The organism is Streptomyces sp. NPDC102406, from assembly GCF_044765725.1.
Lineage (GTDB): Bacteria > Actinomycetota > Actinomycetes > Streptomycetales > Streptomycetaceae > Streptomyces.
The window spans coordinates 1,122,971-1,138,176 of record NZ_JBIWKP010000001.1 but is presented as its reverse complement, the minus strand read 5'-3'; the positions used below and the strand labels follow the sequence as shown (position 1 = coordinate 1,138,176).

At 74.5% G+C, this 15,206-nt stretch carries 14 protein-coding genes; 10 read left to right on the top strand and 4 right to left on the bottom strand.

From position 1 onward, the window contains the following. Positions 1-55 precede the first annotated feature (55 nt). The 4 genes from ACIRF8_RS05200 to ACIRF8_RS05185 form a co-directional block, all read right to left on the bottom strand. The gene (locus tag ACIRF8_RS05200; protein WP_404210988.1) at positions 56-895 is read right to left on the bottom strand and encodes an SMP-30/gluconolactonase/LRE family protein; all 840 of its coding nucleotides are present in this window, start codon (positions 893-895) and stop codon (positions 56-58) included. Beyond that, entirely contained in the window at positions 892-1,665 is a 774-nt protein-coding gene (locus ACIRF8_RS05195) for an IclR family transcriptional regulator (protein ID WP_404210986.1), read from the bottom strand. Before ACIRF8_RS05195 ends, ACIRF8_RS05200 begins: the two co-directional genes overlap by 4 nt. A 116-nt stretch (positions 1,666-1,781) precedes the next feature. After that, the gene (locus ACIRF8_RS05190; protein WP_404210984.1) at positions 1,782-3,008 is read right to left on the bottom strand and encodes a PucR family transcriptional regulator; all 1,227 of its coding nucleotides are present in this window, start codon (positions 3,006-3,008) and stop codon (positions 1,782-1,784) included. Between the two features lie 3 nt (positions 3,009-3,011). After that, a complete protein-coding gene (locus ACIRF8_RS05185) occupies positions 3,012-3,164 on the bottom strand; it encodes a hypothetical protein (RefSeq protein ID WP_404210982.1) in 153 nt (50 codons plus the stop codon). Positions 3,165-3,349: 185 nt separating this feature from the next. Between ACIRF8_RS05185 and ACIRF8_RS05180 the strand changes: the two genes are divergently transcribed. From ACIRF8_RS05180 to ACIRF8_RS05135, 10 genes are all read left to right on the top strand, one after another. Continuing rightward, the gene (locus tag ACIRF8_RS05180) at positions 3,350-4,375 is read left to right on the top strand and encodes a DUF3068 domain-containing protein (protein WP_404210980.1); all 1,026 of its coding nucleotides are present in this window, start codon (positions 3,350-3,352) and stop codon (positions 4,373-4,375) included. Positions 4,376-4,541: 166 nt separating this feature from the next. After that, a complete protein-coding gene (locus tag ACIRF8_RS05175; protein WP_404210978.1) occupies positions 4,542-5,732 on the top strand; it encodes a glycosyltransferase family 4 protein in 1,191 nt (396 codons plus the stop codon). Further along, on the top strand, positions 5,729-6,466 hold the full coding sequence (locus ACIRF8_RS05170; protein WP_404210976.1) for a class I SAM-dependent methyltransferase: 738 nt from the start codon (positions 5,729-5,731) through the stop codon (positions 6,464-6,466). Before ACIRF8_RS05175 ends, ACIRF8_RS05170 begins: the two co-directional genes overlap by 4 nt. Beyond that, complete coding sequence (locus ACIRF8_RS05165) at positions 6,463-10,593, top strand: alpha-(1->3)-arabinofuranosyltransferase family protein (protein ID WP_404210974.1); 4,131 nt, start codon at positions 6,463-6,465, stop codon at positions 10,591-10,593. The genes ACIRF8_RS05170 and ACIRF8_RS05165 overlap by 4 nt, the downstream gene beginning before the upstream one ends. After that, entirely contained in the window at positions 10,590-11,903 is a 1,314-nt protein-coding gene (locus tag ACIRF8_RS05160; protein WP_404210972.1) for a condensation protein, read from the top strand. The genes ACIRF8_RS05165 and ACIRF8_RS05160 overlap by 4 nt, the downstream gene beginning before the upstream one ends. Next, on the top strand, positions 11,900-12,628 hold the full coding sequence (locus ACIRF8_RS05155) for a class I SAM-dependent methyltransferase (protein ID WP_404210970.1): 729 nt from the start codon (positions 11,900-11,902) through the stop codon (positions 12,626-12,628). Before ACIRF8_RS05160 ends, ACIRF8_RS05155 begins: the two co-directional genes overlap by 4 nt. A gap of 6 nt (positions 12,629-12,634) precedes the next feature. Next, positions 12,635-13,585: a hypothetical protein gene (locus ACIRF8_RS05150; RefSeq protein ID WP_404210968.1), complete on the top strand. Its 951-nt coding sequence runs from the start codon at positions 12,635-12,637 to the stop codon at positions 13,583-13,585. Beyond that, entirely contained in the window at positions 13,575-13,802 is a 228-nt protein-coding gene (locus ACIRF8_RS05145) for a Trm112 family protein (protein WP_404210966.1), read from the top strand. The genes ACIRF8_RS05150 and ACIRF8_RS05145 overlap by 11 nt, the downstream gene beginning before the upstream one ends. Beyond that, on the top strand, positions 13,799-14,641 hold the full coding sequence (locus ACIRF8_RS05140) for an FkbM family methyltransferase (RefSeq protein WP_404210964.1): 843 nt from the start codon (positions 13,799-13,801) through the stop codon (positions 14,639-14,641). The genes ACIRF8_RS05145 and ACIRF8_RS05140 overlap by 4 nt, the downstream gene beginning before the upstream one ends. Beyond that, positions 14,610-15,206 (top strand): hypothetical protein, encoded by a 597-nt coding sequence (locus ACIRF8_RS05135; RefSeq protein WP_404210962.1) that lies wholly within the window; start codon positions 14,610-14,612, stop codon positions 15,204-15,206. Before ACIRF8_RS05140 ends, ACIRF8_RS05135 begins: the two co-directional genes overlap by 32 nt.

The following is a 15,206-nucleotide window of genomic DNA, read 5'->3' as shown; positions in this document are numbered from 1 at the left end:
GGGTCGCACCGAAAATTTCGGTGCGACCCATGGATGTCGACAAAGAAGGCGGTGGCTACCCGAAGGCCCGCTGCTCCAGACCCCGGCCCGCGTCGGGGAGGACCAGAAGTGAACCCGCGAGCGGCGCGGGCGAGTCGAGACCCACCCGGGCCGTCGAGATGTACAGGTCGGTCAGGGACCGCCCGCCGAACGCGCAGGCCGTCGGGCGCCGGACCGGCAGCGGGACGATCCGGTCCAGGGCGCCGGACGGCGTGTAGCGGCGCAGGGCCGCGCCGTCCCACAGGGCCACCCAGACACAGCCGTCGGCGTCGACCGTCAGGCCGTCGGGGTACCCTGCGCCTTCCTCGACGGTCGCGAACTCCCTTCGCCCGCCGACGTGTTCGCCGTCCACGTCGAAGACGTCGATGCGCCGCGTGGTGGTGTCGACGTAGTACATGCGCGTTCCGTCAGGGCTCCATCCCGTGCCGTTGGAGACGGTGACGTCGTCCAGGACGGTCCGCACCGAGCCGTCCGGCGCGAGACGGATCAGGTTGCCGCCGCCGGGCGTCTCGTCGTACGTCATCGAACCGGCCCACAGGGCGCCGTCGGGGGCGACGGCCGCGTCGTTCCCGCGGCGGCCGGGGACGGGCTCGCGGTGCAGCCAGGTGAAGGCACCGCCGGGCGAGTAACTGCCCACGCCGTCACGGAGGTTGACGACCAGACCGCCGTCCGCCCGCGGTTTGGCGGCGCCCACGTGCTGCTCGGTGGCCAAGACCGTGCGGCGGCCGCTGTCCGGCTCGTAGGTGTGGACGCGCGAGCCGAGGATGTCCACCCAGATCAGCCGGTGCGCGGCCGGGTCCCAGGTCGGCCCCTCCCCCAGCGTCGCGAACTCCCGCACCGCCACCTCGACGCTCATGCCGCGCCCCGGTGGCCGAGCCGCTCCGACAGGTCGGCGGCGCCCTTCGCGGCGAGCTGCGCCAGCTCGTCCTCGCGGGTGTCGCTCCAGCGGATCATCGGTACGGAGATGGAGAGCGCGGCGACGACCCGGTTGGTGCGGTCGCGGACGGGGGCGGCGACACACGAGACGTCCGTGTTCGACTCGCGGCTCTCGACGGCGATGCCGCGCCGCCGGATGTCGGCCAGGTGCGCGAGCAGGGCGTCCGGGTCCGTGATGCTGTTCTCCGTCATGCCGGGCAGCTCGACGCCGGCCGGGATGCGGGTCGCGAGCTCGGACTCGGGCAGCGAGGCGAGGAGCATCTTGCCGACGGAGGTGCAGTGCGCGGGAAGGCGGCGGCCCGCGGCGGAGACCATGCGCACGGCGTGCGTGGAGTCGACCTTGGCGATGTAGATGACGTCGGTGCCCTCCAGGATCGCCACGTGGACGGTCTCGTCGCAGGTCTCGGCGACGGTCCGGGCGACCTGCTGGCCCTCGGCGGCGAGGTCGAGCTGTTCCGCGTACCGGCTGCCGAGCTGGTAGGGGCGCACCCCGAGCCGGTAGCGGCCGGGCTGGGCGGGGACCTGCACGATGTACGAACGGGCGGCCAGCGTGGTGACCAGCTCATGGACCGTGGTGCGCGGTAGCTGTAGCTTGCGGACGATGTCGGGGGCGGACAGCGTGCCGTCCCCGTCCAGGAAGAGCTCCAGGATGTCCAGAGCCCGGGTCACGGCGGGTACGAGGCGTCCCACGACCGGCCCCCTCCTATGTTCGGTATTTCAACAGACGGTCGGTATTGCGAACATAGGCTACGCACAGCGGGGTTGGCCGGGCAATGGGGTGGGTGAAAGCGCAGGTCGGATCGGTGTCAGGGGCCCAGCTCGCCCCGGAGCCGACGGGCCCGCAGCACCAGCTCCAGTTCGAAGCGGCGGTCCGGGTCGTCGACCTCGGCGCCCCACAGCTCCCGGATCTGGCGCAGGCGGTAGCGCACGGTCTGCGGGTGGACGCCGAGCCGGGCGGCGACCTCGGGGGCGCCGCCGCGCGTCTCCAGCCAGGCGAGCAGCGTCTCGGCGAGGCGCCGGGCGTGGGTGGGCCCGCAGTGGGCGAGGGGGGCGAGGGCGCGCCGGGTGAGGTCGTCGAGGAGTTCCTCGGGCTGGAGCAGGACGAGGGCCTGGGTGTGCTCGGTGCAGTGCAGGACGCCGTCGGACGGGAGCAGGCCGCGCTCCATCAGGGCCACCGCCGCCTCGGCCCAGCGCAGCGACTTCGCGGCCCGGGGCGGGGCGACGGGCGGCCCGATCGCACCGCTCCAGCCGGACAGGGCGCGGCGCAGCAGGTCGGGGCGGCCCGCCGCGTCCGGGTCGGGGACGACGAGGCGGGGGCGTTCCGCCTCCATGTCGAGCAGCACGTCGGGGCCGACGGCGGGGGCGACGGCGTCGCGCGCGGGGCGCAGCAGCAGACCGACGGCGACCCGCTCGGGCACCGGCCAGCCGATGCGGGCGGCGCGTTCGGTGAGCGCCTTCACGGGGTCGGGCGGCGTCGCGCTGCGCCCTTCGAGCAGCAGGTCCATCAACGTCCGTTGCAGGCGCAGGCGTTCACCGGCCTGGCGGGCGGCGGCCTCGGCATAGCCGCGGACCGACTGGTCGACGAGGCCGTCCAGGTACTCGTAGCCGGATTCGGCCAGTTCGTACATGGCCGGGGGCGGGATGCGCAGGCGCTGTCCGAGGGCGGCGAGGCGGCGCCAGGCGAGTCTCACGCCGAGCCGGTACATCGCCTGGAGGGAGTCGAGGCTGCGCCCGTGCAGGCTCTGGCCGCGGCCGAACTCCTGGAAGACGGACGGGGGTTGCTGCTCGGACGTGGTGTCGGTGGAGACGTCGGTCAGGCGGCGCACGAAGCCCTCGATGGCGCGGCGGATGCCGACCAGGGCCATGGGTTCGCCGGACTCGTCGAGGACGAGTGGCAGGTGGGGGAATTCGCGGCGGATCTCGTCGAGGATGTCCTGGGCGAGCCGGGGCGCCTCGTCCATGGCGAGCGCGGCGAACTGCTTCACCTGGAGGGGCGGCACGTCGCACCAGGCGGATCGGGTGGCGGCGGGCACGGCTCAGCGCCCCTGCCCCGGCGTCTCGTACGTGACGAGCGGCGTGTTCGGCTGGTCGGGTGTCGCGTTCACCAGCGCGAGCACGCCGAAGGACGCGGCGACGGCGAGCGCCGCCCCGGTGGCCGCGCAGAGTGCGGCGGCGAGCAGTCGGTTCATCGCAGGGTCAGCCTCTCGTCCGTGCTGCGTGCGGAGTGCTGAGTCGGATCCCCACCCTGTGTGTCCCGTCAAGTCCCAAGTCTCAGCAGTGGATTGACACTCCGTCAAGAGTGCGTCTACGGTTCCCGGCCCATGACCGGCCGACCACGGGCACGCCGTGGTGCCCTTCCACCGAGGAGTGCCGGATGCGCCGTACGACATCGAGGACCCTCCCCGCGAAGACTCCTTTCGTCTGCGTGGGGCTCGGCACGTTCCTGCTCGTCCTCGCGGGCATGCTCGCCTGGTACGTGGAGCCGCGCGCCGAGCGCACCAGCACCGACGTGGACGTGACGACCGTGTTCACCGGGACGGGCAGCTATTTCGACACGGACAGGATCAGAACGGTCCGCGGCCGGCACCTGACGATCACCCGGCAGGTCCGCGGCGACGTCGCCGAGAGCGAGCGCAGCGGCCGGGCGGTGTGGGACGTGACGACGTCCGTCGACACGGACCGCACGCTCCCGGCGGCCGATCCGCACGACGCCCTCCAGTGGACCCTGGAGCGCTGGGTCACCGACCGCGCCACCAACGCCCCGGTGCACTGCTGCGGCGAGCAGCCGGTGTTCGAGGGCGAGGCGTACCTGAAGTTCCCCTTCGACGTCCGCAAGCGCACGTACACCTGGTGGGACAACACACTCGGCGCGACGGTCCCGCTCCGCTACATCGGCACGACCAAGGTGCGGGGTTACGAGGGCTACCGGTTCACCGGCACCGTCGCGCCCGCCAGGACCGGCTCACGCCTGGTGCCGGGCCGCATCGTCGGGCAGCCGCTGAAGAGTCAGGTGCTGGCCGAGGAGTGGTACGCCAACCACCGCGTCGAGCTGGTCGCGGACCGGCGCACGGGCCGCATCCTGTACGCGGCGATCGGGCCCCGCAAGACGCTGCGCGCCCCGGGCACGACGAAGGACGCGGCCGTGCTCCTGGACAGTCGGAAGATCGCGTTCACCCCGGCCACCCAGCGCGCGCAGGTCGCTCTCGCCCGGGACGACAACGACCGCCTCACCCTGCTCGGCACCACGCTGCCCATCGGGGCGGGCGTGCTGGGCGCGCTCCTGGTGGCGGCCGGGGCGGTCCTGGTCGTACGGGGCGGGCGCGGTCGACGGAGGCCCGACGGGCAGGGGCGGCCCGATCCCGATTCGTCCCCGACGACCCTGGAAACATCCACGATGTGACGGTACGTCAGATGAACTCGGGCCCAAACTTGTCACCCAAGTGAGTAGCCGCGGCGAACAGTGCGGCGAAAACTGTGCCACCCCACCTTGTGCACCGTCCCCTCTCGGCAGCCCGCCCCCTGCCGAGCCGCCCCCTCGCACGCACCCGAGACGAGTTGGAGCGCCCATGCCCCAGCACGTGCCGTCGTCGCTGCGCACCGCGTCCTCGCGCGGCGCGGGGCCCCACCCGGCCGGCTCTCCGTCGCCGCGCCGCATCGTCTTCCTCGCCCACCGCGACCTCGGCAACCCGGCCGCGGGCGGCTCCGAGCTCCTCGTCGACCGGCTGGCCGACGGGCTGACCGGCCTCGGCCACCAAGTGACGCTGCTGTGCGGCGGACCGGCCGCGTACGGCGCCTTCCGGGACTACCGCGTCGTCTCGGCGGGCGGGCAGACCGCGCACTACCTGCGCGCCCGCTCGGCCTTCGCCCGCCAGGTCGGCGACTGCGATCTGCTGGTCGAGGTCTGCAACGGCATGCCCTACCTGGCCCCGCTCTGGCACCACGGCCCCACCCTCTGCCTCGTCAACCACGTCCACACGGAGCTGTGGCGGATGCGGCTGCGCGGCCCGCTGGCGCCCGCGGCCCACGTCGGCCGAAGACTCGAACAGTGGGCGCTGTCCGGCGCCCAGCGCCGCAACCTGCTCGTCGCGGTCTCCCCGTCCACCGCCGACGCCCTGCACGCCCTGGGCGTCGACCCGGCACGCGTCCGCCTCGTCCCGAACGGCGTCGAGGAGCCAGGGCCGCGCGCGGACCGTTCGGCGGAGCCCCTGTTCCTGGCGATGGGCCGCCTTGTCGAGTACAAACGGATCGACCTGCTGCTCCGCCTGTGGGAGCGGGTGCGCCCGGTGACCGGCGGCCGGCTCGTCATCGTCGGCGACGGCCCCGAGGGCCCGCGCCTGCGCCGACTGGCGGGACCCGGCGTCGAGTTCACCGGCCACGTCTCCGAGGCCGAGAAGCACCGGCTGCTCTGCGAGGCATGGCTGCTGCTGCATCCCTCGGCCGTCGAGGGCTGGGGCCTGGTCGTCACGGAGGCGGCGGCGCGCGGCACGCCCGCGGTCGGCTTCGACGTGCCCGGCGTCCGGGACTCCGTCGAGGACGGCGTCACCGGCCTGCTGGCCCACGGGGAGTCCTCGTTCGCGGCGGCCTGGTGCACGCTCGCCCTGTCCACGCACCGCCGCGAACTGATGGGCAAGGCGGCCGAGGGACGGGCCGCAGGCTTCCGGTGGGCGCGCACGGTCCGGCAGTTCGAGGCGGTCGCGGCGGAGGCGGTGCGGGGGCACGGCCCCGGCGCGGGGACCCCCGGGGGCCGCGGGTCATGACCGCGGCCGGGTTCAGGGACCCGTCGCCCGCCCGGTCCCTCGCGCTCTTCCGGGCGTTCCTGCGCGAGCAGCGCGACCCCGGCGGGTGCTACGCGCTCCTCGCCCGGGACGCCGCCGACCAGGTCGAGGCGTACGGGAAGGTCGCGGGCAAGGTCGTCGTGGACGTGGGCGGCGGCAGCGGGCACTTCACCCGCGAGTTCCGCTCGCGCGGCGCCCACGGCATCCTCTTCGAACCGGACCCCCGGGAGCTGGGACCCGCTCCCGGGGCCGCCACGGTGGTGGCCGACGGATATCTGCTGCCGCTCGCCGACGCCTCGGCGGACGTCACGTTCTCCTCGAACGTCCTGGAGCACGTCGCCGACCGCGACACCTTCCTCAGCGAACTCGTCCGCGTCACCCGGCCCGGCGGCCTCATCTACCTCTCGTTCACCAACTGGCTCTCCCCCTGGGGCGGCCACGAGTGGGCGCCCTGGCACTACCTGGGCGCCGCCCGCGCACAGGCCCGGTACCGGCGGCGGACCGGCAGGGCGCCGAAGCACACCTTCGGCGAGAACCTCTTCGCCCACCACGTCGGCCCGACGCTGCGCCACGTCCGGGCCCGCGACGACGTGGCGCTCGTCACGGCGCGCTCCCGCTACTGGCCGTTCCTCACCGAGGCCGTCGCGCGGGTGCCGGGCGTGCGCGAGTTCGCCACCTGGAACCTCCTCCTCATCCTCAGGCGGTGCCCCCGATGACGACCATGGTCCAGGCCCCACCCGCCGCGCCGACGAGCCCGGACCCCGAGCCGGGCCCGTGCTCGCGCCGCTGGCTGCTGTCCTTCTGGGCCGTGCTGTTCGTCGCGTTCTGCGCGGTCCGTCCGGGCCGGATGACGTTCGAGACGAAGCTCGGCGTCGCCCTCGACCCGTGGCAGTTCATCGCCGATCTCGGGCAGCTCTGGCACGACCGCGCCGGGTTCGGCGGGATCGCGGACCAGTACATCGGCTACGCGTTCCCGATGCTGCCCTACTACGGGCTCGCCGACCTGCTGCGGGTGCCGGTCTGGCTGGCCGAGCGGCTGTGGCTGTCGATCGTGGTGACGGTGGCCTTCTGGGGCGCGCTGCGCCTCATGGAGCGGCTCGGCGTCGGCACCCCGCGCAGCCGCCTCCTCGGCGCGGTCGCCTACGCGCTGTGGCCCACGTTCACCATCGTCATCGGCTCGACGTCGGCGGCGGCGCTGCCGGGCGCGTTCCTGCCCTGGGTGCTGCTGCCGCTGACCGACCCGGTGACGACGCCGCGGATCTCGGCGGTCCGCTCGGCGCTCCTCGTGCCGTTCATGGGCGGCGTCAACGCGGCGGCGACCCTCGCCTCGCTGCTCCCGGTCGGCCTGTACCTCCTGTCCCGGGCGCCGTCCCCGCGCAAGCGGCGCCAGATCGCCTGGTGGTTCCCCTCGGTGGTCCTCGCGACGCTCTGGTGGACGATCCCGCTCGTCCTGCTCGGCGTGTACGGGGAGAACTTCCTGCCCTACGTGGAGAGCGCGCGGACCACGACCGACACGATGGCGGCGACGGAGACCCTGCGCGGCGCCGGCAACTGGGTCGCCTATCTGCATCTCGGTGACGCCTGGCTCCCGGCCGGCTGGACCGTGGCGACCGCCGCCGTCGTCATCGTCTGCTCGGCCCTCGCCGCGGCGCTCGGCCTCGCGGGCCTGGCCCGCCGCGATCTGCCCGAACGCCGCTGGCTGGTGCTCACCGTCATGACGGCGGCGCTCATCACCCTCGCCGGGTACGGGGGAGCGCTCGGCGCCCCCTTCCACGAGACGGTGCGGTCGTGGCTGGACGGCGGCCTCGCCCCGTTCCGCAACGTCTACAAGTTCCAGACGGGTCTCGCCCTCGCGCTGGCCCTCGGCATCGCGCACCTCGTGGGCGTCGCCACCGAACCTCGCGGCGCCCGCCCCCTGCGCGGACGCCGGTACGCCCCGCTGCTGGCCGCCGTCCTGATCCTGCCGGGCCTCGCCTGGCCCTACCTCAACGGCTCGATCCTCCAGCCCGGCTCCTTCAAGAACCTGCCCGCGTACTGGCGGACGACGGCGGACTGGCTGCACACGTACTCCCCCGACTCCCGCGCGCTCGTGGTCCCCGCCACCGCCCACGGCATCTACACCTGGGGCTCCCCCATCGACCAGCCGCTCGACGTCCTCGCGGACTCCCGCTGGGCGCAGCGCGACTACGTCCCCTTCGGCACGCCGGGCAACCGCCGCACCCTGGACGCGATCGAGCAGGCCCTCATGTCGGGCGGCCAGGTCCCGGGGCTCCAGGACTACCTGAGCCGCAGCGGCCTGTATTACGTGGTGGTCCGCAACGACCTGGACCCGGACCAGTTCGGCTACGTCCCCACGGCCACCGTCAAGCGCACGCTGAGCCAGTCCGGGTTCCACCGCGTGACCGGCTTCGGCCCGGCCGTCACGGGTGGCCGGATCGCCGAGGACACCCCGGTCCAGGTCGAGGGCCTCTACCCGCGCTCGCGGGCCGTGGAGATCTACGCGCCCGACGCCGACACCCGCCGCCCCGGGCAGGCGGGACTGCTCCCGGTCCGCTCCACGGCCGAGGTCGGCGGCGGCCCCGAGTCGATCCTGCCGCTCTCCGCCGACCCGGCCTTCCGCGACCGGCCCACGGTCCTGACCGGCGACAACCATCCCGGCATCGGAACCCCCGCGCTGCGGATCGCGGGCGACGGGCTGCGCCGCGCGGACACCCGGTTCGGCCTGGTCAACACCAACACCTCGTACCCGTACACGCCGACGGAGCGCAATAGCACGGGAGCCGAGCAGAACCCGGGCGAGAAACCGAAGCAGATCCTGCCCGGGCGCGGCCTCTCCCATCAGACCACCGCCCGCATCGACGGAGCCCATGACGTCTCCGCCTCCTCCAGCGGCAACTGGCTGCTGTACCTGCCCCAGTTCGACCCCGTGAACGCCTTCGACGGCGACCCGGACACCGCCTGGGCCGAGGGCGCACCGGACTCGGCGAAGGGCGAATGGCTGCGGATCGGCTTCTCGCGCCCCACGCCGATCCCCGCGACGCTCCAGGTGACACCGCTCCCCCAGGACGAGGTACGGGCGGCGCCCACCCGCGTCCGTATCGAGACGGACCGGGGCAGCACCACCGTCGATCTCCGGCCGAACGGCGAGCGGCAGCGTGTCAAGGCACCCGAGGGCGTCGCGCGCTGGCTGCGGGTGACGATCCTGGACACCCAGGCCGCCCGCCCCTCGCTGACCGGCGCGGGCTTCGCCGACATCGCGGTGCCCGGCGTCCGGGCGAGCCGGTCGCTGCACCTGCCCACGGACTCCCCGCGGGCCGACCGGTTCACCTTCCACCGCGCGACGGGGGACGGCACCCTCACCCTCACCGACTGGGCGCCCGCGCTCGACCGGGCCTTCACCACGACCGGCTCGTCCCGCTACACGTTCGAGGCGACGGCGACCCCGACCCCGACCACCGCCCTCGACCGGCTCCTCTACGCCGTCGCGCCCGACCAGCGGCGCGCGATCACGGCCACCGCCGACTCCACGGCCCGCCTCGGCCCCAACACCTCCGCACGCAACCTGACCGACGGGGACCTGACCACGGCCTGGGTCGCGGGCAGCGAGCCGACGATCCACCTGCGCTGGCCGGACAAACAGCCCGTCTCCACCCTCGTCCTGCCCGCCGCCGGCGGCCTGTCCACCCGCCCGGAGAAGATCGAGATCAGCTCGCCCGACGGGGCCGCCGTCGCCGGTGTGGACGAGAACGGCGTGGCCCGCTTCGACCCGATCACCACGGACCGCCTCGACATCACCGTCACCGCCACCGCACCGCTCAAGGTCCACAACCCGGTCGCCGACGAGGACCTCCAGCTCCCCGTCGGCCTGACCGAGGCCTACATCCCCACGCTCGACCAGTACCGGGTCGAACAGCCCACGCCTGAGCGGAAGTTCAGCCTCCCCTGCGGCAAGGGTCCGGCGGTCACGATCGACGGCGTCCGCCACCGCACCTCCGCGACGGGCACCCTCGCCGATCTCACCGAGCGCCGCCCGGTCTCCGTCACCCTCTGCGACACGCTCCGGCTCCCGGCGGGCCCGCACACCCTCAGGACGGGGCACGACGGTCCGCTGGCGCTCACCACCGTCACCCTCACCCGCGCGGAGGCCGCCACCGAAAGCACCGCCGGAACGACCTCCCGCGACCTCACCGTCCGGGACTGGCTCGGCGACCGGCGCGAGGTGCGGGTCGGCGCGGGCGAGGCGACTTACCTGACAACGTACGAGAACGCCAACGACGGCTGGCGGGCCAGCCTGAACGGCAAGCAACTGACCGCCCTGCGCCTGGACGGCTGGCAGCAGGCATGGCTGATCCCCGAGGGGGTCTCGGGCACGGTCAAGCTCTCCTACCAGCCCGCCACCAGCTACGACGCGGCCCTGATCACCGGTGGCGCGGCGCTGCTCACCCTCATCGGCCTGGCCCTGTGGCGGCGCCGCCCGCCGGACCTCCTGGAGGAACCCGTCGGGCCACCGCCCCCCGGTCCGGTCCTCGGCACCGTGGTGCTCACCCTCGTCGGCATCGTGATCGCGGGCCCCTGGGCGGCCCTCGTCCCGGCGCTCGCCCTGCTGTCCTGGAAACGCCACACCCTCCTCGTACCGCTGGCGTTCCTGGCGATGACGGCGGCGGGCATCACGGCGGCGACCGCGGCGGGCGGACCGGTCCGTGACACCGAGGGGGCGTTCAGCGCCCCGGCCCAGCTCTTCGCACTGCTGGCGCTGTTCGCCGCGCTGGTGACGACCCTGCCCGACCACGCCCCCCGGGCGACCGGGGAGCGGGGCACGACCCTGGACAAGGGGCAGCCATGACGACCCTCGACGCCGAGCCCACCCGCACGCCCGGCGGGGAGCGCCTGCCGTTCCCCACCGTCGACGAGATCTCCCGGCACTGCCTCCAGAACGACGAGCCGGAGACGGTCCACATCGAGGTGCACCTCTCCGGCCGCCTTGAGCCGGACCGGCTGAGCGCGGCGTTCGACCGCGCCCTGCGCGCGCACCCCCGCATCCTCATGCGCGAGGCACGCCGCCGCTGGTACACCACTCGTTACGCCTGGGAGCTGACGGACGCCCCCGACGTGTGCCCGGTCTCGTTCCCCGAGCCGGGCCCCGACGCGCTGGTCCTGGCCCGCGCCCGTTCCCTCACCAAGGCCCCGCCGCTCACCGTCGCGCCCCCGGTGCGGCTGGAGTGCGTCGCGCACCCGGAGAGCGGCGACACCGTTCTCTTCCTCACCATCAACCACACGGCGCTCGACGGCCCGGCCTGCCTCCGCGTCCTCGCCACGGCCGCGGAGTTCTACGGCGGCCGGGACAACGCGCCGCCGCCCGCACCGGCCGTCGCCCCGCGCCGCCCGGCCCCGCCCGGCCCGCCCGATCTGCCCTCCTCCTGGGCGCGCCCCGCCCGGGTGGCTCCGGGGGAGCGCGAACCCCGGCCCGGCAACGGCCTCCTCGTCTGCGAACTGGCGGTGCCGCGCCGCCCCAAGGGCGCCCCGTACACGGTGAACGACCAGCTCATGGTGGCCACGGCCCGCACGGTGACCGACTGGAACGACGAACACGGAGCACACGGCGCACACGGCGCCCGCCGCCCCCTGCGCATCACGATGCCGGTCGACGACCGCCCCCGGGACGCCTCAATGCCCATCGGCAACGGCACCCGTCTCGTCGAAGTGCCGCTCACCCCGGCCGAGTTGCGTCAGCCCCTGCCCGCGCTCCTGCGCCTCACCGCCACCCGCACCACAGCCCTCAAGGCGCTCGTGCGGCCCCAACTCGGGCACGGGGCGGCCCTGTTGACCGCGCCGTACGCACCGGTGGCCTGGCGGGCCGCCGCCACTCGCGCGCTGCGTACGGCCGCCGCCCCCTGGACCTCGACGACCCTGCTCAGCAACATCGGCCGCGTCCCGTACCCGCTGGACTTCGGCGACGGGGGCCGGGCGCACGCCGTCTGGTTCTCGGCGCCGGCCCGGATGCCGCGCGGCCTCACCGTCACCACCGCGTCCACGGCGGGCCGTCTGCACCTGGCCCTGCGCTGGTCGCGCACGCTCCTGGGCCACGGCGACGGCGCCCATCTGCGCGACCTCTTCGAGCATCACCTCCACGCGACACAGGAGGAGGCGTCATGACCGCCACGCCGCCCACCCTGACCGGCCTGCGGGACTTCTACGAGGACCCCGCCGTCCCCGTCTCCTCCGGGGCGCCCCGCACGCTGCGCCAGACCCGCACCCTGGCCGCCGCGCTCGCCGGGACCCGGCACGCCACCGTCCTGGACGTGGGGTGCGGCGACGGCAGCGCCGCGGCCGTCGCGGCCCGACTGCTGCCCGGCCACCGCCTCGTCGGCGTCGACTGGTCGCAGGACGCGCTGCGCCGCGCCGCGGGCCGCCTGCCCGACGTCGTACGGGGTGAACTGAGCGGCTACGGGCTGCCGTTCCAAGACGCCGCCGTCGACGCGGTGCTGCTGTCCGAGGTGATCGAGCACCTGGTGGACCCCGACGCAGCCCTCGACGAGCTGCACCGGGTGCTGCGCCCGGGCGGCCATCTGATGCTGTCCACCCCGAACCTGGCCGCCTGGTACAACCGGGTCCTGCTCCTCGCCGGTGTGCAGCCCGTCTTCTCCGAGGTGAGCCTGCGCGCGGTGCACGGCCGCCCCGGCACCGACGTGGTGGGCCATCTGCGCCTGTACACGCGGCGCGCGCTGCGCGAGTTCGTCGCGGCCGCCGGCTTCGACGTCGTACGGGTCACGGGGGCGCCCTTCCACGGTGTGCCCCGCTCGCTGCGGCCCCTGGACCGGCTCGCCTGCGCGGCCCCCTCGCTCGCCTCGATCCTTCTCCTGCACGCCCGAAGGATGTGACGCGCGATGCCCGCCGTGGCATGGGGAGTCGGCGCGGCGCTGCTCGCCAACACCCTCTATTCCGTCGGCTTCGTCCTGGAGAAACGTGCCCTCACGAGCCTCCCCGAGGTCAGCGTGCGCCGCCCGGCCCATCTGCTGCGCCAAGTCGTCACCAGCCCCCTGTGGCTGGCCGGCTCCATCGCCCTCGCCTCGGGGTTCGGCGCCCAACTGGCCGTCTACCGCACCCTGCCCATCGCCGCGGCGCAGGGCATCTTCGTCTCCGGCCTCGTCCTGCTGCTCCTGCTCTCCTCGCGCCTGCTCGGGGAACACACGTCGGGCCGCGAGCGGTACGCCATCGCCGCGATCCTGCTGGCCCTGCTCATGGTGGTGCTGTCCCTGCGCGACACCGGCCACGACCAGGACACGGTCGGCGGCGGCGCCCCGGCCCCGCTCATCCTCACGGTCTGCGTGCCCTCGCTCGCGGCGGGCCTGTACCTGTACGCGGCGGCCGAACGCAGAAGCCGCCACCGGCACCGGATGCCCACCACGGGCGTCGAGTACGGCGTCGCGGTGGGCCTGCTGTACGGGGTCAGCTCCCTGGCCATCAAGGGCGTCTCCGGGGTGCTCCCCGACGTCCCGGCCCTGTTCAGGTCCCCGTACCCGTATCTGCTGCTGTGCACGGGCGCGTGCGGGCTCGTCATGTCGCAGGCGGCGCTCCAGCGCTGCCGGGCCTCGCTGATCGTGCCGGTGTGCACGACGGTGACCTGCCTGTTCACGGCGGTGCTCGGGACCGCCGCGTTCGGCGAGTCGCTGCCGTCCGAGCCGCTGCGCCTCGGCCTGCGCGTGGCCGGGACCGCGCTCGCCGTCGCCGTTCTCCTGCTGATGCCCAAGCACGACACGGCCCCCGCCGCCCCACCTCCGGATCCACCCACCCCACCCCCCAGGGAGTTGCTCCCCCATGCCCCCCATGAGCCCTGACGACCCGCTGCTGCGCATCCTCGCCTGCCCCCTCGACAAGGGGCCGCTGCTGCTGCTCCCGGACGGCGCCGGGCTCTACAACCCGCGCCTGCACCGCCGCTACCCGATCGTCGACGGCATCCCGCAGCTCCTGCCGTCCTCCGGCGAACAGCTCCCCGAGGACGAGCACGAGCAGGTCCTCAAACACCTGGAGCAGGCACGGCGGGCGGCGCCGTGACCACGCTCGCCGCCCGCGTCGGCCCCTACCTCCCCGCCCGCCTGACCGCCGCGACGGCCAGGGCCCTGTACCCGCGCTTCGAGCCCGAACTGGCCCGGCTCGCCGACATGCTGCCCGCGCCGGGCGGCCGGTGCGGCACCGCGGTCGACGTCGGCGGCTGGTACGGGCCCTGGACCCACCGCCTCGCGGCCCGCGCCCGGCGCGTGGTCACCCTGGAACCGGTGCCGCATCTGGCCAGGACCCTCGCCGCCGCCGCGCCCCCGAACGTACGGGTGGTGCGCGCCGCCGCCAGCGACAGACCGGGGGCGGCGCCGCTGTGGCAGCCCCCGCACGACGCGCGCGGGGAGCGCGGCGTCTCCTCCCTGGTCCGCCGGGAGGGACTGCACGCCCCGACCCCGCACCCCGTGCCCTGCGTCACCCTCGACGAACTCGCCCTGCACGACGTCGACTTCATCAAGATCGACGTGGACGGGGCGGAGCTGCCGGTGCTGCGCGGCGCCCACACCCTGCTCTCCCGCGACCGCCCGGCCCTCTTCGTCGAGCTGGAGACGCGGATCCAGCCCATCGCCCCCGTCGTCGGCCACCTGCACGCGCGGGGCTACGCGGGCTGGGTCCTGCCCGCCGACACCTGGCTGCCCCTCACCGACTTCGACCTGCCCGCGCACCAGGACAGCACGGCGCACATCGCCTCGCAGGGGCTGCTGCGCCGCGCCCTCACCCCGGCCGGCCGCCGGCCGCGCTATGTGAACTCGGTGCTGTTCCTGCCGGACGGGCGGCTGCCGGGGCAGGTGCGCGACCATGGGAGACATGCCACGCCCCACGCCCACCGGACCCGCTGAGCCCTTCACGCCGCTCCACTTCCAGCTCGTGCTGCTGCGGCGCATGGCCGACCACAACCCGGAGCTGGTGGAGACCGCCCGCGCCGACCTCGGTGTCTCGGTGGCCGACATGCGGGAGGCGAACCGCCGCTGGCAGGCGATGCTCCACGCCCGCGGCGGCCGTTCGGCGGTCTCCCGGTACCGGTCGATCCTCGGCGCCCCGGAGCGACGGCTCACCCGCACGGTGGGCGACCTGGCCTGCGAGGCCCTGCTGTGGCCGGTCCCGCTCTGGCCCCACCTGCGCTTCGAGGTCCTGCTCTCGCCGACGGGCGCGGTCTGGAACGAGTGGCTGATCCGCGCCCCCGGCACCCCGGGCCCGTCCCTGCGCACCCTCGCCGACCTGACCCCGTGGTCCTGCACGGTCGACGAGGCGGCCCGCGCCTTCGCCCCCGCGCGCCCCCTGGAGGGCTCGGCGCCCACCCGCTGGGGCCTGGCGTTCGCCGCGCCGGACGAGATCTCGGGTGAGCCGCGCCGGGTGCGGGCGGAGTTCACCTGGGGGCTGTTGCAGCGCTGGACCGAGATCTAG